The following is a 24,588-nucleotide window of genomic DNA, read 5'->3' as shown; positions in this document are numbered from 1 at the left end:
GGGTCATCTGGTTTTTTGGCTGATAGGGAATAACGCGGTGCAGGTCCATGGGTTGGGTTGGTAAAGTGGTCGGCAGCATTGCCGGGCTGGTCGTGGCGGATGCGCCCGGTGCCCTGATTGGCGCCGCTTTGGGGCATGGGGTTGACTACGGCCTGCTGTGGCTTGAGCATGGCGCTTTGCTGTCGCGCCGCGAACGCGAACAGGTGCAGGCCGCCTTTCGCACCGCCACCTTCAGCACCATGGGGCATGTGGCCAAGGCCGATGGGCGGGTTTCAGAAGCCGAAATCGCCATGGCTGAAGCAGCCATGACGCGCATGCGGTTTTCGCCGGAAAAACGCCGGCAGGCCATTGCTGATTTCAAGCGTGGTAAGGCCGCCGATTTTGTGCTGGCAGATGCCCTGGCGACCTTCTGGCGCGCCTGCCGTGGCAATGCCAGCCTGCTGGAGATGTTTCTGCGCTTTCAGCTCCAGGCGGCTTATGCCGATGGCTTACCCTCGGCGGCGCAACGCCAGCTATTGCATCAGGTGCGCCGCGCGCTCAGGATCCCAGAACCCGAGTTCCGCCAGCTCGAACAACTGACGCGCGCTGAACGCGCCGGTGCTTCCAGCCGCAATACTGGTCGGGGAAGGAAGAAATCCCGTTCCCAGTCCCAGCCGGACTCCGCAAGCTTGACGCTGGCCCAAGCTTACCGGCTGTTGGGGGTGAAACCCAGTGATACGGATGCGGTTATCAAGCGCGCGTATCGGCAGTTGCGCAGTAAGCATCATCCCGACAAGCTCATTGCCCGTGGCTTGCCGGAAGAAATGCTTAAACTGGCCACCGAGAAAACCCAGCAGATTCGCCAAGCCTATGAGTTGATTCGTCGCGAGCGTGCCACCTGAGGCTAGCGAAGCATGAAATAGCGCACGCGGCCGATGTGCGAGTTGACAGCCGCCGCCGGCCCGACTAAGATGCGCGCTTCCGCTGCACAGCTGTCCTGGCTGTGCAACGTCCTCTCGCCGAGGTGGCGGAATTGGTAGACGCGCATGGTTCAGGTCCATGTGGGCGAAAGCTCGTGGAGGTTCAAGTCCTCTCCTCGGCACCATTTCTCTGCATTGTCACGCATTCCCGTCGCACTTGAAAGTTTCCCCCCTGTATCTAAAAAAAGATCAGGAGCGGCGTCTGTTGGCTGGACATTGCTGGGTTTACAGCAATGAAGTCGATACCGCCCGCTCACCGCTGAAAGGTCTGGAACCGGGCGCGCCGGTCGAGCTGATCGCCCATGGCGGGCGTTGGATCGGCCATGCCTATGCCAACCCCAACTCCTTAATCTGCGCACGCCTGCTGAGCCGTGAGCGGACGCAGCCGCTCAGTCCGGCCTTGCTGCTCAAGCGGTTGCATCAGGCACTGAGCTTGCGCGAGCGATTGTTCCCCCAGCCCTTTTATCGACTGGTCTATGGCGAGAGCGACGGCCTGCCGGGTCTGATCGTTGATCGCTATGGTGACCTGTTGGTGGTACAGATCACCACCGCTGGCATGGAGCGTGAGCGCGGCGAAATTCTCTCTGCACTGGCGCAAGTGCTGCGCCCGCAGCGCATTCTGCTGCGCCACGACACCCCGATGCGCGCGCTGGAAGGCCTATCCCAGTCCGTTGAATGGGCGCTGGGCGAGGATACCGGCGAGGTTACGCTGCGCGAAGGCGAAATCAGCTACCAGATCGATCCCGTGCGCGGCCAAAAAACCGGCTGGTTTTACGATCAGGCGGACAACCGCCTGGGTCTGGCGCGCTTTGGTGTCGGTGCCCGGGTGCTGGATGTGTGCTGCTATCTGGGCGCCTGGGGATTGGCTGCCGCCAGCGCCGGTGCGCAACAATTAAGCTTTGTCGACAGCTCGGCCCAAGCGCTAGAACGCGTCGGTGCTACAGCCGAACGTCATGGGCTGGAATCGCGCATCGTCGATCTATTGCAAGGGGATGCCTTCGATGTGCTGCGGGCCTTGCGCACCGAGCGGCGCGAATTCGATCTGATTATCCTCGATCCTCCGGCCTTTATTAAGCGGCGCAAGGATCAGAAGGAGGGCGAACAGGCCTATCGAAGACTCAACCGACTCGGGCTTGAGCTGTTGGCGCCCGATGGCCTGCTGGTTACCTCATCCTGTTCCCATCATCTCAGTCGCGAACAGTTCCAACGCAGTATCCAGCAGGCGGCGCGCGCGAGTGGCCGGGAGTTGCAGCGGCTGCGCGACAGTGGCCAGGGACCGGATCATCCGATTCACCCGGCCATTGCCGAAACCGCTTACCTTAAAACTGCCGTGCTGCGCGCCCGGCCCAGTGAGCAGCCGAGCCCTGACGACGACAAGGAGTCGGACACCGCTGACTGAGGTTCAGCCGCCACGACCGGCGCGCTTGCGCTCGTGCTCCTTCAGGAAGCGCTTGCGAATGCGAATAGCCGTGGGGGTGATTTCAACCAGCTCATCGTCTTCGATAAACTCAAGCGCCTGCTCCAGTGAGAAGCGCACCGCTGGGGTGAGGAGAATATTCTCGTCCGAGCCGGCGGCGCGGATGTTGGTCAACTGCTTGGCTTTGAGCGGGTTCACAACCAGGTCATTGTCACGGGAGTGAATGCCCACCACCTGGCCTTCATAGACCTCCTCGCCGGGGGCGACCAAAAGCCGGCCGCGATCCTGCAAGTTAAACAGTGCATAGCCGAGCACCTTGCCCTGGCTGTTGGAGATCATGGCGCCATTGCGACGCGGAGCAATGCCACCCTGATTGGCCGGGCCATAGTGATCGAACACATGATGCTTTAAGCCGGTGCCCGAGGTCAGCGACATGAAGGCGGTCTGGAAGCCGATCAGCCCGCGCGAGGGGATTTCATAGTCCAGGCGCACCCGCCCTTTGCCGTCGGGCACCATGTCCTTCAGATCCCCTTTGCGCTCGCCAAGCGCCTGCATAATGGCGCCCTGATTGACTTCATCGACATCGACCGTGAGCTGCTCATAAGGCTCGCAAATCACGCCATCGATCTCGCGAAAGATGACTTCCGGGCGCGACACGGCCATCTCGTAGCCCTCGCGGCGCATGTTCTCCAGCAGAATCGACAGGTGCAATTCGCCCCGTCCAGACACCCGGAATTTTTCCGGATCTGTTCCCTCTTCCACGCGCAAGGCGACATTATGGATGAGTTCGCGCTCCAGACGCTCCTTGAGCTGGCGACTGGTCAGATACTTGCCATCGCGCCCGGCGAAGGGCGAGGTGTTGACCTGAAAGGTCATGGTCACCGTCGGCTCATCGACGGTGAGCGGCGGTAGGGCTTCGACAGCGTCGGGGTCGCACAGGGTGTCGGAGACATTGGGGGCATTCATGCCGGTTAGAGCCACGATGTCTCCGGCCTGGGCCCGCTCCACCTCACTGCGCTCCAGCCCCAGATAGCCATACACCAGTCCCACCTTGGCTCGCTGGCGATCCCCATCGCGCTTGACTACCACTACCTGTTGATTGGGTCGCACATAGCCACGCTGAATACGTCCAACGGCAATGGCGCCGACAAAGCTGGAATAATCGAGCGTTGAAATCTGCATCTGAAAGGGGCCATGCGGATCGACTTTGGGTGCCGGGCAATGCTCGACAATGGCTTCGAACAGAGGCGTCATGTCCCCGTCACGCACATCTTCACTGAGGCCCGCATAGCCATGGATGGCTGATGCATAGACGATGGGGAAGTCAAGCTGTTCGTCGGTCGCGCCCAGGCGATCAAACAGATCAAACACCTGATCAACCACCCAGTTCGGCCGGGCGCCAGGCTTGTCGATCTTGTTGACCACTACGATGGGACGCAAGCCGTGCTGAAACGCCTTGGTGGTAACAAAGCGCGTCTGTGGCATCGGGCCTTCCTGGGCATCGACCAGCAACAGCACCGAATCCACCATGGACAGCACACGCTCAACCTCACCGCCGAAGTCGGCATGTCCGGGAGTATCGACGATATTGATGCGGTAATCCTGACCGTTCAGTGACAGCCGCAGTGCGGTGTTCTTGGACAGAATGGTAATGCCGCGTTCCTTCTCCAGGTCATTCGAGTCCATCACTCGCTCGACCGGGCCAAAGCGTTCCCCCAGGGTGCCGGACTGTTGCAGCAATTTATCGACCAGAGTCGTTTTGCCATGGTCGACATGGGCGATAATCGCAATGTTGCGCAAGCCTTCAATCACTGAACAGTCACTCCAAAAAAATTATTAAAACCGGCACGGCTCGCGGCGCCAGGACGCCGGTAAGAACGTAGGCCAATGTGGGAAAGAACGCCGGGAGCGATGGCGAGTATAGCCGAGTCCATCGATGCCCGTGCGACCGCGTCATCGCGGCTGGCGCGCTAGCGCGCCAGCTTGGGCTCCGGCGTTGGATTCCAGGGGGGCGCCAACCGAAAGCTCTGGCTTGGCGCAAAGCATTCGAACACTTTCTCGAAAAATTGTCTTAACCCCTGCATCTGCCAGTGAAAAGATCGAGTTTCCACAATGCCTGTGGATAACTTTGTGGGTAACAGCTGGTTAAAACCCTGCAAGCCGCAGTGGGACAAGCGGCAAAGCACCTTGGCCGATGCTTGAATGGTAGCTTAAGTTTTTGTTTTAATAAAATTATTGACAAATCAAAAATGATCGGCCTGATCGGTCCTGGCTTGCCGGCAGTGCCTCTTGCCTTGCGCAAAGCCTGTGAATAAGCGCTGGATAACCTGGCAAACGATAGCCACCAACGCTGGGCTGGGATCGCCGCCGCCGGGCACAGGATTCTGCTGAGCGGTGGCGCTGGCTGAAATTATTAGGCGCAATAGTTGACCCTATTGGCCGGAATATTGTAATTTTCCCCGTTCACCGGAGCATGCTGGCGCCGCCTGGATCGCGCGACCGTCGGTTCCACTGATGACTTCATTACTTTGATCGTGTGCCGCCGGCGGCATCTCGGTTCGAGGCGTTGCCCGTTTTCACGCTGGGCAACAGCGGCTCGGAGCACGAGTATGCAGCGGTTGGTGCGGAGGTAGACTCGTGCAGCAAAGGCCCGCGCCTGACTCATCGTCCGAGCAGGCCCCCCCCTCAGATCAGCCCCTGGAGCTGTCTGGTGCGGAAATCGTGATTCAGTCCCTGATCGATCAGGGTGTGGAAACCGTGTTTGGCTACCCTGGCGGCGCGGTGCTGCATATCTACGATGCTCTGTTTCAGCGCAGCGATCAGATTCAGCATATCCTGGTGCGCCATGAGCAGGGCGCCACCCATGCCGCTGACGGCTATGCGCGCGCCAGCGGTCGCTGCGGTGTCTGTCTGGTGACCTCCGGGCCGGGGGCGACCAATGCCGTGACGGGCATTGCCACCGCTTATATGGATTCCATCCCGTTGGTGGTAATCACCGGCCAGGTGCCCACGCCGGTGATTGGCAGTGACGCCTTTCAGGAAGTCGATACCGTCGGCATCACCCGCCCCTGTGTAAAGCACAATTTTCTGGTGAAGCGGCGCGAGGATCTTGCCGCGACCATTGCCAAGGCGTTCTACATCGCCCAGTCCGGGCGCCCGGGCCCGGTGGTGGTGGATGTTCCCAAGGATGTCACCGATCCGGGCATCAAGATTCCCTATCAGTTCCAGCCTGAACTCAAGCTGCGTTCCTATCAGCCGGCCCGCAAAGGCCATCTTGGTCAGATTCGCAAGGCATTGGAGGCCATGCAGGCCGCTGAGCGTCCGGTGTTCTATACCGGCGGTGGCGTCATTCTGGGTAATGCCGCTGCTGCCTTGACCGAGCTGGTACAGGCACTGGGGTACCCGATTACCAGCACCCTGATGGGCTTGGGCGCCTACCCGATGTCCGATGCGCAGTTTATCGGGATGCTCGGCATGCATGGCACCTATGAGGCCAACATGGCGATGCATGAGACGGATTGTCTGATTGCCGTCGGTGCGCGCTTTGATGATCGGGTCACGGGTAAGATTGAACATTTCTGCCCGCATGCCACCATCATCCATATCGACGTAGATCCCTCGTCCATCTCCAAAAATGTGCGGGTGGATATCCCCATTGTCGGCCCGGTCGAGACGGTGTTGGCGGATCTGCTGGGCTTGTTGCGTGAAACTGGCACCCCGGCTGATCGGCCACCCGCCCTCAAGGCTTGGTGGGAGCAGATTGATGCCTGGCGCAAACTTGACTGCATGGGCTATGACCGCGCCAGTGAGTTGATCAAGCCGCAGTTCGCTGTCGAAACACTGCACCGGGTGACCAAGGGTGATCTGTATCTGACCTCCGATGTGGGCCAGCATCAGATGTTTGCCGCGCAGTTCTATCCCTTCGACAAGCCGCGCCGCTGGATCAACTCCGGCGGGCTTGGCACCATGGGCTTCGGTTTACCGGCCGCCGTTGGCGTACAGCTGGCCTATCCGGACGCCCAGGTGGCCTGCATTTCCGGTGAGGCCAGTATTCTGATGTGCATTCAGGAGTTGGCCACCTGCAAGCAGTACGCGCTGCCGATTAAGGTGATCCTGCTGAACAACGGCTACATGGGCATGGTGCGCCAGTGGCAGGAATTTTTCTACGAGAGCCGCTATGCCCACTCCTATGTGGATGCGCTACCGGATTTCGTCGCCCTGGCGGAGAGCTTTGGTCATGTTGGCCTGCGCGTAGAAAAACCGGGCGAGCTGGAGGCTGCCATGCAGGAGGCCTTTGCCATGCGTGATCGCTTTGTTTTCCTCGATGTGGTGGTGGATCCGACCGAAAATGTTTACCCGATGATTGCCGCTGGCAAGGGTCAGCATGAAATGCACCTGCCGCCGACCATGTCGCAGCGTGAACTGGCCTGATTTTTTGAATAGCCCCCTGTCCTGGAAACCGCGATGAGACATATTCTTTCAATGCTGGTCGAGAACGAATCCGGAGCCCTGTCGCGTATTGCCGGCCTGTTCTCCGCCCGCGGGTACAACATCGAGTCGCTGACTGTGGCGCCGACCGATGACCCCTCCCTGTCGCGTATGACATTGGTCACCTCGGGCAACGATGACATTGTCGAGCAGATCAAAAAACAGCTCAACAAACTGATTGATGTGGTTAAGCTGCTTGATCTGTCGGAAGGGCCGCACATTGAGCGCGAGCTGATGATGATCAAGCTGCGCGCACAAGGCACCAATCGCGAGGAGCTGAAACGCCTGACCGACATTTTCCGCGCCAAAATCATTGATGTGACCGAGGCCAGCTATGTGGTGGAGCTGACCGGCACCTCCAGCAAGCTTGACGCCTTCATGCAGGCTGTGCCCGAAGGGCTCATCACCGAGGTGGTGCGTTCCGGTCCCAGTGGCATTGGCCGTGGCGAGAAAGCTTTGTCCTTATAACTCACCCGAATTTCACCCTTCCGCTTCCGAATAGAGAATTCTGACATGGCAATTAATGTGTATTATGACAAAGACGCCGATCTGTCGCTGATTCAGCGCAAATCGGTCGCCATCATCGGCTATGGCTCCCAGGGCCATGCCCACGCCAATAACCTGAAAGAGTCTGGCGTCTCGGTGACCGTGGGTCTGCGCGCCGGCTCAGCCTCAGCTGCCAAGGCGACCAATGCCGGGCTGGAGGTCAAGGAGATTCCCGAAGCCGTTGCCGGTGCCGATGTGGTCATGATCCTGGCGCCCGATGAGCATCAGGCCAAGCTATATCGCGACCAGGTCGCGCCCAACATCAAGCAGGGCGCGGCGCTGGCGTTTGCACACGGATTCAACATTCATTTTGGTCAGATCGAGCCGCGTGCCGATCTCGACGTCATCATGATTGCTCCCAAGGGACCGGGTCACTTGGTGCGCTCCACTTATACTCAGGGCGGCGGTGTGCCCAGCCTGATTGCAGTGCAGCAGGACGCCAGTGGCCAAGCGCGTGCCATTGCCATGGCCTATGCCTCAGCCAATGGTGGCGGGCGTGCCGGCATCATCGAAACCACCTTCCGCGAGGAATGTGAGACTGACCTGTTCGGCGAACAGGTGGTGCTGTGCGGCGGTCTGACGGCGCTGATTCAAAACGGCTTCGAGACGCTAGTTGAAGCCGGCTATGCGCCTGAAATGGCCTACTTCGAGTGTCTGCATGAGGTGAAGCTGATCGTGGATCTGATCTACGAAGGTGGCATCGCCAATATGCGCTATTCGATCTCCAATACTGCCGAGTATGGGGACTTGACACGCGGCCCGCGCATCATTACCGAAGAGACCAAGGCGGAAATGAAGCGCGTGCTTGGTGAAATTCAGAATGGCTCTTTCGCTCGTGAGTTTATCCTGGAAAATCAGGCTGGCGCCTCAGGCATGAAAGCCATGCGACGTCTGAGCCAGGAGCATCAAATCGAAACAGTGGGTGCTCGCCTGCGCGGTATGATGCCCTGGATTCGCGAGAAGCAATTGGTCGATAAGTCCAAGAACTGATCCTCTCAGGCTCAGTGGCAGTCACTGTTTGACTGCCCTGGCCCTGTTCAGGTGCTGACGGGTATCCCCCCGGGCATGCGCTGGCTGGATCTGGCCAGGTTAAAGATTCAGGGTCAAAGATTCAGATCAGTGTCCGGTTCCTGACCCTGGGCAAAATAAGTGGCTAAAAACTCATCCAGACTGAGTCGGTCCTCCGCCTCAATCTGTTTCTGTTTAGCCAGTGATTGCTCGCTTAAGGCTTCCAAGTCTTGCCGGGTTGCCTCCGGCAGCGGCTGATCGCGAAATGCCTGGCGGTGCGTCTCGGTAAGTCGCCGGGCAAAGACGGCAAAACTCTCCCCCTGAGCGCGCATGTCGGCCAGCATGCGGGCCGATGGTGTGCTGTCCGGCTCCCGCACTTTTTCCTGCTGCGCCTGTACGCTCGCCTGATGGGGCCCGCTGGAGACACCATCCAGCAGCGCGGCGACATCCTGCATCTCATGCAGCACTCGCTCGGCCCAGACGCTCAGGCGCACAGGACGATTCTGGTGCTCCAGTTCCAGCCCCGGCTGGCGTCCGCGGTGAGCGGCTACGACTTCATTGGTGTCAATAGCGCGCCGCTCGCGTGCATCAATGCGCGGACTTGAGCGCAACAAGCTGTAAAGCATCAGGGTGGCGAGAAAATGCAGCTGTTCCTGATCGACGCCCAGCGGATGGAAGGCGTTGACATCAACCGAGCGCAGTTCAACATAGCGGATGCCGCGCTGTCTTAAAGCCAGCGTCGGACGCTCCAGGCCGTCGGTGAGCTGTTTGGGGCGTACTGTGCTGTAGTATTCGTTTTCGATCTGCAGAACGTGATCGTTCAGTTGTTCATAACGCCCGGCCACTTTAACCCCGATGGCCTCGTATTGCGGACAGGGGGTTTCAATGCCCCAGGTCAGGCTGCGAACATAGGCATCCAGGCTGTCGTAGCTGGCCTTCATGCCGGTGCCCTCTTCCTGACGGTTCTGATACCCGATATCACCCATGCGTAACGAGGTGCCATAGGGGTAAAAGTAAGTGTTAGCGTCGAAGGATTCGAGATCTCCAGGGTCGCCTTGGATGAAGCTTTTGCACACTGCTGGTGAAGCACCAAACAAATAGGGCACCATCCAGCCAAAGCGCTGTAAATTGCGTACCATGCCCATGTAAGATGCATCGCGAAAGGCGCGCGCATCCCCGGTATCACCCAAGGCCTCTTGAAACCTTGGCCACAGAGGTTCGTGCAAGGACCAGTTAAAGTGCACACCGGCGATGATTTGCATCACCCGTCCATAGCGGTTGCCCAGCCCGCGCCGGTAGATGGTTTTCATCTGCCCGGCGTTGGAGGGACCGTAGTTAGCCAGCGGGATGTTGGCGTTGCCACCCAGCACGCAGGGCATACTTGTCGCCCACAGGCGCTCCGCTCCAATATGGTGATAAACGAACAGATGTAGGGCGTGCAAAAAATCGAGTGCCGCCGCCGGCGTGGCGACAGCCGGGGTGACGAACTCCAACAGTGCTTCGGAAAAGTCCGTGGTGATATAGGGATGGGTGAGCGCCGAACCTAAGGCGGGTGGATGCGGGCTGGCGGCGACGGCGCCATCGGGGGTGACGCGCAAGCCTTCTTTTTCGAGTCCAATCCGGTAGGCATCACGCAGCATCGCAGCGGGCAGGCGCGCGAGTGCCGCGAGCCGCTGCTCGAACAAGGGATCTGGGGTCATTGGCTGTGGCTGTAGTCGATTAATCGCGCATCACCGAGCGTCGCTGCTCCGCGCCACCCTGGCGCTTGATGACATCGGCCAGAATGCGGGCGGCTTCATCGACCTGAATGGCATCAATGACTTCCTGCTGTTTTTCCAGCGCTTCCTCGTCGATGGGATCGGCCTTTTCATCAACAGGCTCAACGCCACGGGTGCGCAGAAAGGCGTTGCGCTCATCTTTCAGTGCCTTGTCGCGGCGTTCAGACTCAAAGCGACGCTCATCTTCGCGCAGTGATACCTTGTTTTGTTTTTCTATTTCGGTCAGCATCCGACCTTGATGGGTCAGCATCTGGAAGCCCGGATCCTTGGCCGTGCGTGCCGCCGAACGCGATCTGAGCCAGTTGAGATCGACGCCGGTGAAGGTTTGATAATCCGCCGGTCGGATGGTACCCCAGGGCAGCGCATTATCGAGCGAACGCTCACCATGGTCATCGCTATCGTAGCCAAGATCGAAGGCAATATCTGGCTCAACTCCCTTGAGTTGGGTACTGCCGCCGCTGATGCGGAAGAATTCCGCCATGGTCAGGCGCAGGCGTCCAAGATCGATGTTGTCGCCTGGCACATAGCGATTCAGATCGATCAGGGTTTGCACGGTTCCCTTACCAAAGGTCGGTTCACCAATCACGATACCGCGGCCATAATCCTGAATGGCGCCGGCAAAAATTTCCGAGGCCGAGGCGCTGTTGCGATCTACAATCACCGCAAGCGGTCCCGAATAGAGCGCATCGGGGTCAGGGTCGGTTTCCACCTCAATCTTGCCGAAAGAGTCCTTGACCTGCACCACCGGGCCTTCCTTGATGAACAGACCGGTCAGAGAGGTGGCTTCGGTCAAGGAGCCGCCACCATTGCCGCGCAGGTCGATCACAATCCCATCAACTCCCTGCTGTTCAAGCTCGGTGACCAGTGTGCGCACATCGCGGGTGGTGCTGCGAAAATTTTTGCGGCCGGCGGATTCGGCGCGGAAATCACGATAAAAGGCCGGGACTTCAATCACTCCGATCTTCACATCCCGGGCATTGTCCGGGCCGTCGATCACATAGGATTTGGCCGCCTGATCCTCCAGCTTAATCTCGTTGCGAACCAGGGATACTTCACGCATGTGCCCACCGCCGGAGAGTCCCGCCTTGGGCAGCAGTTGCAGGCGCACCACGGACCCCTTGGGGCCGCGTATTTTATCGACCACATCTTGTAAGCGCCAACCAATGACATCCTCGAAGTCCCCATCAACGCCCTGGGCAACACCAACGATTTTGTCGCCGGTTTGCACCAGGCCCGATTGACGGGCAGGCCCACCCGGGATAGTGCGCTGAATCACAGTGTATTCATTATCCGCGCGCAATACGGCGCCAATGCCTTCGAGTGAGAGGCGCATGCTGATGTCGAAATTCTCCGAAGTACTCGGCGACATATAGGCCGTATGCGGCTCCAGGCTCTGGGTGTAGGCATTGACGAACGTCTGGAATACATCATCGGCATCAAATTGATGAATGCGCCGACTGATGCCTTCATAGCGTTTACGCAGTTGTTTGCGGATATCGGCATCGTCTTTGTCGGCAAGTTTGAGCGTCAGATAGTCATTTTTAACCCGCTGGCGCCACAGTTGGTTGAGCTCTGCCTCGTTTTGCGGCCAGGGGGCTTCGGCACGATCAAACTGGTACTGCTCAGGCTGTTGAAAATCAAAATTCTGTTGCAGCTGTCCCAGGGCGAATTCGACACGATTGTCGACGCGCATGCGATACACCCGAAAAATATCGAAGGCAACATCGACCCGACCCTGAATCAGCTCATCGTCGAGCTTATTGGCGCTGCCGAGAAAGCGTTTGATATCCCGCTCCAGGAAAAAAGAGCGATTGGGGTCAAGCGCTTCGAAGTAGTGGTGCAGGGCGTCGGTTGCAAAGGCTGGATTGAGCTGAAAATCCCGATAATGGAAGCGCTCCAGCACCTTATTGATGACCACAGCGGTTTTGGTCTGCCGCTCGGTCGGGAACAGGGTCGCGAGACTGACATCCACGGGTCGCGCCACGGCGTTCAGTGTGGTGCCGAGAGCAATCAGCAGTGCCAGGAGCAGGCTGAACGAACGCTTGGGTGGGCAAGGCTGTGGCAGTCGGGCGGCCAGCCAGCCAAGGACTGGTCGAAGCGCGAACTCTTTCATGAGGCGGACTCGTCGTAGTTGTCGCGAAGATGGATGTGTTGGATGCGTTGGCGGGTCTTTGGTTCAAGACCCAGGTTGATCTGTCCGATCCAACACGCTCTTTTCACTAGAGTAACGGCAACAGATAGACAGTTCAATGCAGGTGCGATCAGCGGCGATGCTGGGAATGCGCTTGCCTGAAGCCGGGCCGGATTCAGGCGGGTGTGACGCAACCGGCGAGCCAGCGCATGGCCTCACGGTTGGTCCAGGAGCTTGCCAGCTCCAAGGCTTGGCTGAGGCCGAGCCATTGATAGTGACTGTGCTCCTCGGCATTGAGCCGGATGAGGCGGCGTCCTGGCAGTGCAAGCGCAAACCAATGCTCACGGTTGAAGCAGTGGTTGGCGCGGTAACGCGCACGCCAAGCGGCGATAATCGGAAACAGCCGCGACTGTTGTAAATCAATCAGCTGTCCGCTGCCGAGCAGGCCGGTTTCTTCACGCAGTTCGCGCACGGCGGCCAGACGTGGGCTTTCCCCCGGTTGCAGGCTACCGGTGACGGACTGCCAGAAATGGGCCGGGCGAATGCGCTGCATAAGCAGAAATTCACCCGCCCGGGTAAACACCACCACCAGCACTGAGGCCGGACGTTTGAAGTTGGGCGCTTGCGTTGCCTGGGTCAGGCTTGCCATGATTGCGTTGCTCTTGTGGGCTTGGGGCCAGCGTGGCTCAACTTCAGGTGCTTGAGCGCAGGCGCAACGCCAGCTCTTTGAGCTGCCCCTGATCAACCGAGGCCGGGGCACCGGTGAGCGGACAGGACGCCGCTTGGGTCTTGGGGAAGGCCATCACATCACGAATGGAGGAGCTGGCGGTCATCTGCATCACCAGTCGGTCGAGCCCGAAGGCGATGCCGCCATGCGGCGGACAACCATACTTAAGGGCCGTGAGCAGGAAACCAAAGCGGTCATTGGCATCTTCCTCGCTGATGCGCAGCAGGGAGAAAATCTGTCGCTGCACGTCCTCGCGATGGATACGGATGGAGCCACCACCAAGCTCAGTACCATTGAGAACCAGATCATAGGCGCGCGACTTGCACGCTCCCGGATCGCTTTCCAGAAGGTCAAGCTGATCCTCGCGCGGCGCGGTAAACGGATGATGCAGCGCCTGCCAGTGACCGGTTTTCGGATCCTGGTCAAACATCGGGAAATCGACTACCCACACCGGGTGCCAGCCGTCTTGCGCCAGTCCGCGGTCATGGCCGAGCTTCACCCGCAGCGCACCCAAGGCTTCATTCACCACCCGCGCCTTGTCAGCGCCGAAAAAGATCAGATCGCCATCGACCGCGCCGGTGCGCGCCATCACACCGTCAATGGCGGCGTCGGTGAGGTTTTTCAGGATCGGTGACTGCAAGCCTTCGCGGTTTTTGCCCGCCCAATCGTTGACCTTGATATAGGCCAGTCCGCGCGCGCCGAAAATCCCCACATACTTGGTATAGTCGTCGATCTCCTTGCGTGAGAGCTTGGCACCGCCCGGTACGCGCAGCGCCGCCACCCGACCGTCCGGATCCTGAGCCGGAGTGGCAAACACCTTGAATTCCACTTCTTTCATTAAGTCCTTGAGATCGACTAGCTCCAACGGCACGCGCAAATCGGGCCGGTCGGAGCCGAACCGCTGCATGGCCTCATCGTAAGTCAGGCGCGGGAAGGGATCGGGTAGCTCGGTGTCGAGCACTGTACGGAAGAGTTCGCGCACCATTTGTTCCATCAACCCGGTCAGCTCGGCCTCATCAATGAAGGAGGCTTCAATGTCGAGCTGGGTAAATTCCGGCTGACGATCGGCGCGCAGATCTTCATCGCGAAAACAGCGCGCGATCTGATAGTAGCGATCCATGCCGGACATCATTAACAGCTGCTTGAACAATTGCGGTGACTGGGGCAGGGCATAAAACTCGCCCGGATGCACCCGGCTGGGCACTAGGTAATCGCGTGCACCCTCAGGCGTGGATTTGGTCAGGATCGGGGTTTCGATGTCCAGAAAGCCCTGCTCGTCGAGAAAACGCCGCAGGCGACTGGTGACCTGGGCGCGCGTGCGCAGCCGCTGTTGCATCTCCGGGCGACGCAGGTCGAGGTAGCGATAGCGCAGGCGCAACTCCTCGTTGACATCGGCATGGTATTCGTCGATCTGGATCGGCGGGGTCTCGGCGGCGTTCAGCACCTCAAGTTCGCTGGCCAGGACTTCGATCTCCCCGGTGGGCATCTCGGGGTTGATAGTCCCCTCGGGGCGAGCGCGCACCCGGCCCGCAATCCGCAGCACATATTCGCTGCGCAGGCGTTCAGCCTCGGTGAACATCTCCGCGCGATCCGGGTCAAATACCACCTGAATCAATCCGGTGCGATCACGCAGATCGACGAAAATCACCCCACCATGATCGCGCCGGCGCTGCACCCAGCCGCACAGCGTGATGGTTTGATCGATGAATCCGGCGTCGATGGTGCCGCAATAATGGCTGCGCATGGCTGTCGAAATCCTTGGTCGATGGTCGCAGAACAGAAACCAGCCCAAAGCCGGTTCGGCTCTCTAAGATAAACCGGCTAGCATAGCCATTCGCGCCCATTGAGACAAGTGATGGCGCAGGAGTTTCTAGCGGCGCTGTTCGCCTTTCAGCACGCCCTGTCCAAAGGCAATGCTCAGCAGCAGTCCGTAAACTTTGGCTGGCCAGGGCTTGCGGGACACGCGATCCAACAGGCTTAACACCGGACTGGCGAGCTTGAGCAGGGCGCCCAGGCGGCCAAATCTGCGCTGCACACTGACGCTCCCCATCGACGGCAGACTGAGCAGGTTGGGTTCCAAGGCCAGGAAGGTATGCAAGGATTCACCAATCTGCGCCTGGCGCTTTAGGAAGGTGCGCAGGCTCATCTGGTGACTGTGAACCGCGCGGGCGGCTGGATGATAGATGATGCGCAGTCCCTGTGAGCACAGCCGTAAGCCGAGTTCACAGTCTTCCCAGCCATAAACATCAAAGCGTGGGTCAAAGGGATTGCTGCCAAGCGCCTGACGGTGCAAAGAGATGTTTGAAGTATAGAAGCAGGTGAAGGGCGCTTCGTGCTGCGCTGTGAGCCATTTGTAGCCAAATTGGGCACCATCATAATTGACATGCTCCAGAAAGGGTGTGCTGCGCACCGTGGTTTCATCCCAGGCTGTGAGACCAAGAATAGCCACATCGCCGCTGCGATTATGCCTTTGGTGACCGCGCAGGTGCTCACTGATGAAGTTGGCATCGGGTGTAATGTCATCCCCGAGAAAGAGGATAAGATCGCCCCGCGCCTTTGTAATTCCGTGGTTACGAGCAATGCCCTGTTTCATGTTGGCCTGTTGCACGAGCTGGAAGGCGATAGGTAATGCACCGGATTGATCGCGCCAGCTTGCCACTGCCTTGGCGGTACCGTCGGTGGAGCCATCGTCAACCACGATTACCTCAAAACCGCTCACGGTTTGATTGGCTAGCGCATTGAGTGTGCGCAGTAGCACGGTTTTACGATTGTAACTGGGAATAATGACCGACATGGACTCAGGTCCATAGGTCGGTTGTATTTTGTGCTGTTCGACAAAGACCAGCTCACGCAGAGCACAGCCGAGCAAGCGCGTCTCCTGTTTGGGATAGACTTGCTCCGGCGACCAGAGTGAAGAACGAATCTCAATTTCAAGCAAGCCGTTGTTGTCTGCTTGCGCCGGGAGCTGGAGACGCATCCAGCGCGAACGCGGGTCAAATTCCCAGCGTCGCGCCTCAATACCTGGCTTGGCGTGACTACCGCAACGTACCTCGATCCAGGGCGTCTGCTGGCGATGATCCGTGCCAGGTGTGCGAACGCTGAGCGTCAACTGGCCGCTGGCCTGGGGCGGGAGCCACAGTCGACACCGCGCCAAGCCATTGGTCCAGCGCACGGGCACCGGATCAAGACAGCATGGCAACATGTGCTCGTCCTGCCCAGGGGCAAAGGCATCAAGCGGCGAAGTTTCGGCGGGATACCAGCCGATACCCAGACGGCGACTGATGGTTTCATCGGTGATACAGAGTTTGGGCGAGCGGATGGCGTCGGGTTCCGCCATTGCCGCCGCAGGGAGCGGTAAACAGGGTCCCCAGGGTGGTCGCGACGCGAAGGTCATGAGTCCGGACTCGAAAAAGGCCCGATCATCCATGCAGCGCCGGCGTTGAATGCGCCAGCGCTGCACCAGGGTGCCGGGCAGATGCAGGAGATTCCAGCCCAGAATCAGCGTCATGCTGAGGAACTGCCGGGTTTGCAGCCAGAGGCGCACCAGATCAAACAGCGCATGGGCCAGGCGGCGTGGCTGATAGCACTTGATCAGCGTGCGCAGATTGTGGCGCATGCCGAGGCGGTCGCGGAAGTGACTCGGTTGCAAGGTTGTGGTGGTACCGCCAAAGGCATGACGTACCACCGAGGCAGGACAAACATGCACCTGACCACCTGCGAGCCAGAGGCGCCAACCGAGATCGACATCCTCGTGATACATGAAAAAGGCCGGATCAAAGCCGCCCAGGCGCAGGAAATCCGCCTTGCGCATCAGCATGGCCGCTGCAGTGGGGAACAGCGTCGGAAAAGAAGTCAGCGCGCAGAGTTCCTGCACCCGGGGGTGATCGGTCGAGAAACCAAACAGGCGGTCATAGCTGTAACCCAAGCGGGACATACCACCGCCAAGGGCATTGACGATGTTAGGATGCTCAAGCAGCACCAACTGCGAGCACACCGCCAGGATTGGCGTCGGTTGGGCCGGTTGCTCCAGCGCGTCATTGAGCGGCAGCAGCCAATCAGCGGCCACCTCGGTGTCATTGTTAAGGAAGGCGATTTTGTGCCCTGCAGCGGCCTCCACACCCAACTGATTGGCCCGGCCGAAGCCGAGATTCTCTCCGGCAGCAATCACCTTAACTTGGGGAAAATGCGCAGCCACCCAGGCCAGGCTGTCGTCGCTGGAGCCGTTATCGACTAGGATCAGCTCCACGCCAAAGCGCGGCGCGGCCACCTCCACGGAAGCGGTTAGTGCCGGCAGGCAGGTTTCCAGATGAGCGCGGCCGTTGTAATTGACGACAATCACGGAGATTTCGGGTGTTGAGCCGGCCTGGGGCTTGGGTGTGTCACCCGCATCAGTGGAGATTTTGGTGAGATCGGTGCTGGCGGAATCGGAACTGGTTTCGGCCTGATCAGAGACGCTCTGGGATGGTTGTGCCACTACCGCATACTCAGCGGCGGTGGAGGCGACATCATCCTCGGCTTGGAAGCGGATATCATGGACGCCGACGCCCATTAAGCGCGCTTCCTGATGCCGGCCGGCCTGTTCCGGGCAATGGGTTGAGGAGCGCAGTTCGAGTGGAATGGAGCCCCGCGCATCAGCCTGAGCACTGACACACAATAATTTCCACTCCGTTTTGTTTGAAAAAATAAAGCGCTCTGATTGACGCTCGCCGTTCGGACCAGGAAAACTCAGCTCAAGCCATGGGGCCTCGCCGGTGTATTGGGTTGGTGTGCAGAGTCGCAGCCACACCCAGCCGGTGCGAGACGCCTGGGTTTGCAGCCGACAACGGGCCAGGCCGTTCGTCCAACGGACCGGGATATGTTCGCCACAGGGTGGCAGAAAATCGGCTACTGAGCGGTGCCCTGGAAAGTGCCGCCTAGCGAACTCGGTTGAATACCAACCGCAGCCCAGCATGGCGCTGGCTTCTGCGGTGGCAAGACGCAGAGCGGTTACAGTCGTAGGTGCTGGGCTGGTGTCCGTGCTCGGGCTGGTGTCCGTGCTCGGGCTGGTGTCCGTGCTCGGGCTGGTGTCAGCTGCACCCTTAGCCGGCAGTTCCGGTCCCCAAGGAGGCTGATGTCCGAAGGTCATGAGTCCGGACTCGAAAAAGGCCCGATCATCCATGCAGCGCTGGCGTTGAATGCGCCAGCGCTGCACCAGGGTGCCAGGTAGATGCAGGAGATTCCAGCCCAGAATCAGCGCCATGCTGAGGAACTGCCGGGTTTGCAGCCAGAGACGCACCAGATCGAACAGCGCATGGGCCAGGCGGCGTGGCTGATAGCACTTGATCAGCGTGCGCAGATTGTGGCGCATGCCGAGGCGGTCGCGGAAGTGACTCGGTTGCAAGGTTGTGGTGGTACCGCCAAAGGCATGACGTACCACCGAGGCAGGACAAACATGCACCTGACCACCTGCGAGCCAGAGGCGCCAACCGAGATCGACATCCTCGTGATACATGAAAAAGGCCGGATCAAAGCCGCCCAGGCGCAGGAAATCCGCCTTGCGCATCAGCATGGCCGCTGCAGTGGGGAACAGCGTCGGAAAAGAAGTCAGCGCGCAGAGTTCCTGCACCCGGGGGTGATCGGTCGAGAAACCAAACAGGCGGTCATAGCTGTAACCCAAGCGGGACATACCACCGCCAAGGGCATTGACGATGTTAGGATGCTCAAGCAGCACCAACTGCGAGCACACCGCCAGGATTGGCGTCGGTTGGGCCGGTTGCTCCAGCGCGTCATTGAGCGGCAGCAGCCAATCAGCGGCCACCTCGGTGTCATTGTTAAGGAAGGCGATTTTGTGCCCTGCAGCGGCCTCCACACCCAACTGATTGGCCCGGCCGAAGCCGAGATTCTCTCCGGCAGCAATCACCTTAACTTGGGGAAAATGCGCAGCCACCCAGGCCAGGCTGTCGTCGCTGGAGCCGTTATCGACTAGGATCAGCTCCACGCCAAAGCGCGGCGCGGTCACCTCCACAGAAGCGGTCAGTGCCGGCAGGCAGGTTTCCAGATGAGCGCGGCCATTGTAATTGACGACAATCACAGAGATTTCGGGTTGCAGCATAAGACTTGTTCAGGCGGGCGCCGGTTGACAGGGAAAGGGCGAGATTCGGGAATGGTGCGGGCTGATCGTCACAGCGATCAATGCAGGCTTACATAAGAAGGGTGGCGATGATGCAGGATACATGGCAAGGCATCTGTGGCCAGGGAATCATTGTAATGGAGCGTTATCATAGAGATCAATTACTTGGCGCCTTATCCGGTGTTTGGTTTGCATAAGTGGTTGTTCGGTATTCTCGAACCGTGATTTTGTGGGGAGGCTCAACCCTTGACGACGGATGTTTGTCTGTTACTCGCCACGTACAATGGTGCTTGCTACCTGCGTGAGCAGCTTGACAGCCTGTGTTACCAGAGTTTCCGCGATTGGACCTTGTTGGTGCGCGATGATGGTTCGCGCGATGCAACCCTGGCCATTGTGCGAGAGTATGCCCAGGCTGATCCACGCATTCGCATGATTCACGACCATCGCGGCAATCTGGGTCCGGTGCAAAACTTCCGGGCGCTGTTGGAAAATGCCTGGGCGATGGGTTTTAACTCTATGTTTTTGGTTGATCAGGACGATATTTGGGAGTCGCGCAAGGTTGAACAACAATTGCGCTTGCTTGCTGAGAGCGAACAGGAATATGGGGTAAGCACCCCCATTCTGGTTCATTCGGACTTGCGGGTGGTGAATCGCCGTGCTCGGGTTGTGAGTCCATTCTTTATGAACTATCAAGCGATTCACCATGAATCCCTTGAAGGAATGCGGGTGTTGTTAGTGCAGAATTTTGTGACAGGCTGTACCGTGGCTTTGAATCGACCCGCCTTGCAGTGCGTGCTGCCCATTCCCGATCAGGCGGTGATGCATGATTGGTGGTTGGCGCTGATGGTCGATGCGACCGGGCATATCGTGTTTCTTAATGAGCAGACTGTCAATTATCGTCAGCATCCGGGTAACCGGGTCGGAGCCGTCAGTTTATGGCGAGGCCTGTTGTTGTTACTGAAAAGATTGCATAAAAATCGCAGCCTGGTGCTGGATTTTGTGGCAAGCGTGCGGCAGGCATCGGTAGTGCTCGACCGTTTGCGTACGGAGGGACTGTTTAATCCAGCATCCGAATCCCATCGTTTAGTGCAGAACTACTGTGATCTGTTCACTCAACCAATGCCGTGGCATCTGCGTTTGCAACGGGTGCGCCAGCTGGGCGTGAAGCGACAATTTCTGCCGCGGCGTCTGTTGCTCTATCTCCAGATTGCATGGTTGGGCAATCGCGCCATTCTGCAACCCAGCGGCACGCCAACAACCCGTCGCTAGCTGCTAGGCAAGCCTCGTGTCTTCGTTAATGGTCTCTGTGGTGGTTTATGACTCATCTGAGTCTGACCTGCGTTCCATGCTGGCGTCCCTGGCCAAGGCCGCAGAGGCGGCTGTACAAGCTCGGCTTCTGAGCGAGATCTGTCTATTTCTGGTGGACAATAGCCGCTCAACGCCCGTCACGGGAATGCTCGAACGGCTGCGGCGGGAATGGTCGGCGCCCCTAACCGCGCACACCGAGCTGAGGGTGGAAGTGCTCTCCGGGCATGGCAACCTGGGTTATGGTCGTGGCAACAATCGAGCGCTTAAGCAGGCGGCTGCGGCTTGCTATTGCCTGATTTTGAATCCCGATGTTGAGTTGGAACCGAATGTGCTGGTCGAAGGTATTGGCTATCTGAGGTCACACCCGGCAGTGGCCATGGTGGCGCCGGCTGTTATTGAGGCGGACGGAAGGCTCACCCATCTGTGCAAAGCCTATCCGACAGTGTTTGATCTCTGGCTGCGTGGTTTCGCGCCATCCATGCTCAAGCGCTGGTTTCATCAGCGGCTGGAGCGCTATACCCTGGAATTTTTGTGGGGGTCTGAGGTTCCAGCGGATATTCCCATTGCCAGCGGGAGCTTCATGCTGTGCCAGGGTGCAGCGCTGCGCCAGGTCGGAGGCTTTGATCCGGGTTACTTTCTGTATTTCGAGGATTTCGATCTGTCCCTGAGGATTGCAACCCAGGGGGCCGTGCGCTGGCTGCCCGCCATGCGCATTCGTCATGCAGGCGGGCAGGCCGCACGCAAAGGCGTCTGGCATGTGTGGCAGTTTACCCGCTCAGGTGTGCGCTTTTTCAATCAGCATGGTTGGCACTGGATGTGATGACCCGCCCGGCATTTGCCCGCGTGCTGGGCTGTCAGGGTTGCGAGATGAAAATATCCTGATAGGCGGCGTACATGGATGCGATCAGCACGGGGGACAGAATTAACAGGCCAAGCCCGAAGGGGATGAGCGCGAGCAGCATGAGCAGAGCACTGATCAGGCCATAGATCAGCAAGGGCCACATGTTTTTCAGGCAGCCCATGAAGCTTAATTTCATCGCGGCGATGGCATCCAGGTTGTTGAGCATGACCAGGGCCGGTGCAAACCAATAAGCCATCATCAGAGGAACAACCAAGGCCAGGGCGAGCAGAAGCATCAGCAGCATGTTCGGCCCCAAAGATTGCAGCATTAAATCGGGATTACTTTCAATGGCTTGCGCACTCAAGCCGCTTGTGGCGCTGATGACCGGGCCAAGCATCAGCAGCGCCATGAGTACGCCAATGAGAATGGACCCGAGCAGATACAGGGCGCCAACCCCGATCAGGGGCGCGGTGCGCCTGGAAAAGCCCTCGAACAAGTGGTTGATGCGGAATTCGCCGCCTTGGTGTTGTTCATGCGCACCGACCATCAAGCCCGCCATGAGGATCGGGCCTATCAGTACTGATGCCAGACCGCCGATGAGGGGCACCAGAGCCAACGCAATATTGATCAGAATAAAGATCATCACCGCCCCAATCCAGACCAGCGGCGCCTGTTTGAACAGCGCCCAGCCGGCGCTGATCCAGCCCAGGCCATGGCCTGCCGGCATCCGGGTGGGCTGCGGTGGCATTCCTGGCATTGGACTGTCCGCCGCCGTGGGTGCCGATGCGCTGAGTGGGGAATCTTTCCCCAGGTTTAAGGGGGAGGATGGCGGGGGTTTGCGCTCGGCGGACTGGCCGGCCAGATAGGCCTCCACCAGTACGCCGCAGCTGGTGCAAATACCTTGGTTGATTTTAGTGGCACCGCATTTGGGGCAGACCTGGGGAGCGGCGCCAAAGGGGGTGCCATCGGCCGAGTCGATACGCGTGACCAGTCCGATGTCGGTTAGGACATCGCGGTAATGGGTGGCGGCGGCAGGATCCACCTCCTTCTTGAGGACTTTTTCCTGACCGGAGCGAATTAGCTTGCGTGCCTTGTCCTCAGGCACCTTAAACACAGTGGCGAACTTGATCGCTACCTGTTCCGGATCGACGTTTGGTTGCAAGTCACCGGTAAATACAACGCTGCATAGTTGGTTCATGACAATCCCCTCTGGCCGTGACGACTCGGGTGCGGATTTTACCCGTTGTTTAGGCGGTTAGTTTTTTCATCCAGGCCAGCAGGCCGGGTTCGGATACCCAGAGATCGCGCATGGCTTCGCGATAAAGCCAGGCTTGGTCATCGCTACCGGGAATCACGCGATTCTCGCCGGGTGGCGGGCGTTTGATGCGTTTGCGCATCAGGTAGCGCGGCACCCGCGGCAAACGACCAAAGGCATCATGTAAAACGGCAGCCGCGCGCTCCGTCTGGCCCAGACGGTAGAGCGCGAGCACCTCACCATAGGCCAGCTCGGCGCGGACATCGGTCGGGAAGCGACGCGCCAGGGCGACGGCTTTCTCATTCTCGTGCTGGCGCAGATAGTGGTTCATCAGCTCGGCGCGGATGCCATGGTCATCATCGGGATTGAGCTGGAGCAGTTGTTCGAGCAGGGCGCCGGCGGCTGCGGCCGCGCCTTCCTCGACACGCAACCGGTAGAACCGAAACAGCAGCCGCAACAGGGGGCGATTGCCAGGCACTGACCAAGGCAGCTGATGCGGACCCTGCGTGGAAAGGCTGCGCTCCAAAATGCCCTGGGCACGGTGCAACAGCGGGCGCAGCAGCCGGGTGCGAATCCAGGGCAGGCGGCTTTCGGGATGTTCCTCAATCGCCGTGGCAAGATCATCGAGAATATCCAGGCTGTCGATGGCCTGGGGACGATGATTGAGAAAATTCAGCCAGCCGTTGCTCTCCCAGATATCACCATCATCCAGCGAGCTGAGCTGGGTGGCAAAGGGTTTGGAGGCGGTGAAGCTGCGATGCCAGGCGCGTTCACTGCGTTTTAACAACAGCGGCGTGGTCAGAATGGCCGCCGGGGCATTGGGCACGGTGCCGGGGGGCAGAGGCAGCTCCTGTTCCGGGAACAAGGCCAGTTGTTCGTCGAACAGAATAATCGGATCGCCGCGCAGACGCTCAAAGCTGTACGCTGGCAAGGGGCGCCGGTGATGCGCTTCAATCCAATCGCGCAGGATCACCAGCCGGGGGTCCATGGCCTCGGCATGGGTGGCGGCCAGTGCGTCCTGGGGATCGCTGATGGCGTGGGTCAGGAACTCCAGGGTGCGTGCGGCGCCTAAGCCGGTGCGGCGTAACTTACCGCGCCAGAAACGCGCCCGCTCCCGGGCCAGATCGTCGCGGTGTTGTGCGGCCAGCAGGGTGATTTCGAGCAAGGCATTGGCCGGACTGTCGGGCGCATGGCGTAGTGCCTGCTCAAAGGCGGCATGGGCTTGGTCGAACTGGCCGGCGTCGATGTAGGTGGTGCTCAACCGCTGCCAGGCGGCGGCTTGCAGTTCGCGCCCGCCGGCTTGGGTCACCCGGTGCAGAAAGTTTTGGCGTTTGTTGCGAAACTCCAGCACCTCATAGGCATCGCACAGCATATCGAGTGCGTCCTCATAGCGTGCGTCGAGCTGAGCGAGATCCTGATCAAACAGAGGTTCGAGCAGATGGGCAGCACGCCCGGGACGCTCGTCTTCCAGCCAGCGCTCGGCGACCCGCGCCAGCAGGTGACCGGGGATGGCGTTGTGGTTGAGCGCGCTGGCGAGCGCTTGGTCGTCGAGTTCGTCAAGCAGGAGTTCCCACACCAAGTCTGCGGGCATTTCCGGCAGTTCGCCGGCCTGGGCGCAGCATTCGCCGAAGGGGCGTCCGGAGCCACACAGACAGGGCTGATCCGTCGCTGGTGTGGGCACCGGGCGCAACTGGTAGCCGTATTTGGGCAGAGGGGTAGCGTTCCAGATGGCAATGCCGAGCAGAGCGCCCAGCCGGTTGACTTCATCCGGGGTTAGCTCGTTTTCATCAACCTCAAGGAATTTTGGAATGGCGCCGCGTGCCCAGTCGAGAAAGGGCGATAAATCCTGGTCACGGAAGATTTCCCCGACTGCGGCTAGAATCAGTTCTTCCATGCGTTCGGCGTCCTGACTTTCGCGCTGGATCATCATGACAACCCCCGGTTCACTGCGGCCCTCGCGTCGCGGCCTCATTCTAGCGCGAGAGGCCCCTTGAGTGTCGAGTTTGTTGCCCAAGCCTCTA

At 59.3% G+C, this 24,588-nt stretch carries 15 protein-coding genes and 1 tRNA gene; 8 read left to right on the top strand and 8 right to left on the bottom strand.

The features are described from left to right. The first annotated feature begins 47 nt into the window (after positions 1 to 47). From djlA to CKO36_RS06445, 3 genes are all read left to right on the top strand, one after another. The gene (djlA, locus tag CKO36_RS06455) at positions 48 to 881 is read left to right on the top strand and encodes a co-chaperone DjlA (protein ID WP_200282159.1); all 834 of its coding nucleotides are present in this window, start codon (positions 48 to 50) and stop codon (positions 879 to 881) included. A 116-nt stretch (positions 882 to 997) separates the two neighbouring features. Then, positions 998 to 1,084: transfer RNA gene (locus CKO36_RS06450), tRNA-Leu, on the top strand. Positions 1,085 to 1,116: 32 nt separating this feature from the next. Beyond that, positions 1,117 to 2,358: a class I SAM-dependent rRNA methyltransferase gene (locus CKO36_RS06445; RefSeq protein ID WP_200282145.1), complete on the top strand. Its 1,242-nt coding sequence runs from the start codon at positions 1,117 to 1,119 to the stop codon at positions 2,356 to 2,358. Positions 2,359 to 2,361: 3 nt separating this feature from the next. Here CKO36_RS06445 and typA read toward each other — a convergent pair whose 3' ends face one another. Beyond that, positions 2,362 to 4,188 carry a translational GTPase TypA gene (gene typA / locus CKO36_RS06440; RefSeq protein WP_200282142.1) on the bottom strand — a complete coding sequence of 609 codons (1,827 nt, stop codon included), beginning with the start codon at positions 4,186 to 4,188 and terminating at the stop codon, positions 2,362 to 2,364. Between the two features lie 885 nt (positions 4,189 to 5,073). On the opposite strand from typA, the gene ilvB reads away from it, so the two are divergent. From ilvB to ilvC, 3 genes are read left to right on the top strand one after another with little or no spacing between them, the layout of a single operon-like run. Further along, the gene (gene ilvB / locus CKO36_RS06435) at positions 5,074 to 6,807 is read left to right on the top strand and encodes a biosynthetic-type acetolactate synthase large subunit (RefSeq protein ID WP_200282319.1); all 1,734 of its coding nucleotides are present in this window, start codon (positions 5,074 to 5,076) and stop codon (positions 6,805 to 6,807) included. 33 nt (positions 6,808 to 6,840) lie between these two features. Continuing rightward, positions 6,841 to 7,332, top strand: coding sequence for an acetolactate synthase small subunit (gene ilvN, locus CKO36_RS06430; RefSeq protein ID WP_200282139.1), 492 nt, complete (start codon positions 6,841 to 6,843; stop codon positions 7,330 to 7,332). Between the two features lie 51 nt (positions 7,333 to 7,383). After that, the gene (ilvC, locus tag CKO36_RS06425; protein ID WP_200282317.1) at positions 7,384 to 8,400 is read left to right on the top strand and encodes a ketol-acid reductoisomerase; all 1,017 of its coding nucleotides are present in this window, start codon (positions 7,384 to 7,386) and stop codon (positions 8,398 to 8,400) included. A 113-nt stretch (positions 8,401 to 8,513) separates the two neighbouring features. On the opposite strand, the gene gshA is transcribed toward ilvC, so the two are convergent. The 5 genes from gshA to CKO36_RS06400 all read right to left on the bottom strand — a co-directional run bounded on the left by gshA (position 8,514) and on the right by CKO36_RS06400 (position 19,145). After that, complete coding sequence (gene gshA / locus CKO36_RS06420) at positions 8,514 to 10,118, bottom strand: glutamate--cysteine ligase (protein WP_200282123.1); 1,605 nt, start codon at positions 10,116 to 10,118, stop codon at positions 8,514 to 8,516. Between the two features lie 19 nt (positions 10,119 to 10,137). Next, entirely contained in the window at positions 10,138 to 12,309 is a 2,172-nt protein-coding gene (locus CKO36_RS06415; protein ID WP_200282120.1) for a carboxy terminal-processing peptidase, read from the bottom strand. A 193-nt stretch (positions 12,310 to 12,502) separates the two neighbouring features. Next, positions 12,503 to 12,976 (bottom strand): dihydroneopterin triphosphate diphosphatase, encoded by a 474-nt coding sequence (gene nudB, locus CKO36_RS06410; RefSeq protein WP_200282117.1) that lies wholly within the window; start codon positions 12,974 to 12,976, stop codon positions 12,503 to 12,505. A gap of 43 nt (positions 12,977 to 13,019) precedes the next feature. Further along, positions 13,020 to 14,798, bottom strand: coding sequence for an aspartate--tRNA ligase (gene aspS / locus CKO36_RS06405; protein ID WP_200282114.1), 1,779 nt, complete (start codon positions 14,796 to 14,798; stop codon positions 13,020 to 13,022). Between the two features lie 126 nt (positions 14,799 to 14,924). Beyond that, positions 14,925 to 19,145: a glycosyltransferase gene (locus CKO36_RS06400; protein ID WP_200282111.1), complete on the bottom strand. Its 4,221-nt coding sequence runs from the start codon at positions 19,143 to 19,145 to the stop codon at positions 14,925 to 14,927. 264 nt (positions 19,146 to 19,409) lie between these two features. Between CKO36_RS06400 and CKO36_RS06395 the strand changes: the two genes are divergently transcribed. Both CKO36_RS06395 and CKO36_RS06390 read left to right on the top strand, forming a co-directional pair. Beyond that, positions 19,410 to 20,432 (top strand): glycosyltransferase family 2 protein, encoded by a 1,023-nt coding sequence (locus CKO36_RS06395; RefSeq protein WP_200282108.1) that lies wholly within the window; start codon positions 19,410 to 19,412, stop codon positions 20,430 to 20,432. A 16-nt stretch (positions 20,433 to 20,448) separates the two neighbouring features. Then, entirely contained in the window at positions 20,449 to 21,291 is an 843-nt protein-coding gene (locus CKO36_RS06390; protein ID WP_200282105.1) for a glycosyltransferase, read from the top strand. 34 nt (positions 21,292 to 21,325) lie between these two features. On the opposite strand, the gene CKO36_RS06385 is transcribed toward CKO36_RS06390, so the two are convergent. Both CKO36_RS06385 and CKO36_RS06380 read right to left on the bottom strand, forming a co-directional pair. Beyond that, positions 21,326 to 22,510, bottom strand: coding sequence for a BPSS1780 family membrane protein (locus tag CKO36_RS06385; protein ID WP_200282103.1), 1,185 nt, complete (start codon positions 22,508 to 22,510; stop codon positions 21,326 to 21,328). A 49-nt stretch (positions 22,511 to 22,559) separates the two neighbouring features. Beyond that, positions 22,560 to 24,497, bottom strand: coding sequence for a tetratricopeptide repeat protein (locus CKO36_RS06380; protein ID WP_242469427.1), 1,938 nt, complete (start codon positions 24,495 to 24,497; stop codon positions 22,560 to 22,562). Positions 24,498 to 24,588: the final 91 nt, after the last annotated feature.

This window comes from Rhabdochromatium marinum (assembly GCF_016583795.1).
Taxonomy (GTDB): domain Bacteria; phylum Pseudomonadota; class Gammaproteobacteria; order Chromatiales; family Chromatiaceae; genus Rhabdochromatium; species Rhabdochromatium marinum.
Note: the sequence above shows the minus strand (reverse complement) of the source record. Positions and strands in the feature narration are given on the sequence as shown.

Excerpts from the sequence above, each read along its gene's own strand:
- djlA (WP_200282159.1), top strand. The coding sequence starts at position 48 with ATGGGTTGGGTTGGTAAAGTGGTCGGCAGCATTGCCGGGCTGGTCGTG.
- ilvN (WP_200282139.1), top strand. The coding sequence starts at position 6,841 with ATGAGACATATTCTTTCAATGCTGGTCGAGAACGAATCCGGAGCCCTG.
- gshA (WP_200282123.1), bottom strand. The coding sequence starts at position 10,118 with ATGACCCCAGATCCCTTGTTCGAGCAGCGGCTCGCGGCACTCGCGCGC.
- CKO36_RS06415 (WP_200282120.1), bottom strand. The coding sequence starts at position 12,309 with ATGAAAGAGTTCGCGCTTCGACCAGTCCTTGGCTGGCTGGCCGCCCGA.
- nudB (WP_200282117.1), bottom strand. The coding sequence starts at position 12,976 with ATGGCAAGCCTGACCCAGGCAACGCAAGCGCCCAACTTCAAACGTCCG.
- aspS (WP_200282114.1), bottom strand. The coding sequence starts at position 14,798 with ATGCGCAGCCATTATTGCGGCACCATCGACGCCGGATTCATCGATCAA.
- CKO36_RS06400 (WP_200282111.1), bottom strand. The coding sequence starts at position 19,145 with ATGCTGCAACCCGAAATCTCTGTGATTGTCGTCAATTACAATGGCCGC.
- CKO36_RS06385 (WP_200282103.1), bottom strand. The coding sequence starts at position 22,510 with ATGAACCAACTATGCAGCGTTGTATTTACCGGTGACTTGCAACCAAAC.
- CKO36_RS06380 (WP_242469427.1), bottom strand. The coding sequence starts at position 24,497 with ATGATGATCCAGCGCGAAAGTCAGGACGCCGAACGCATGGAAGAACTG.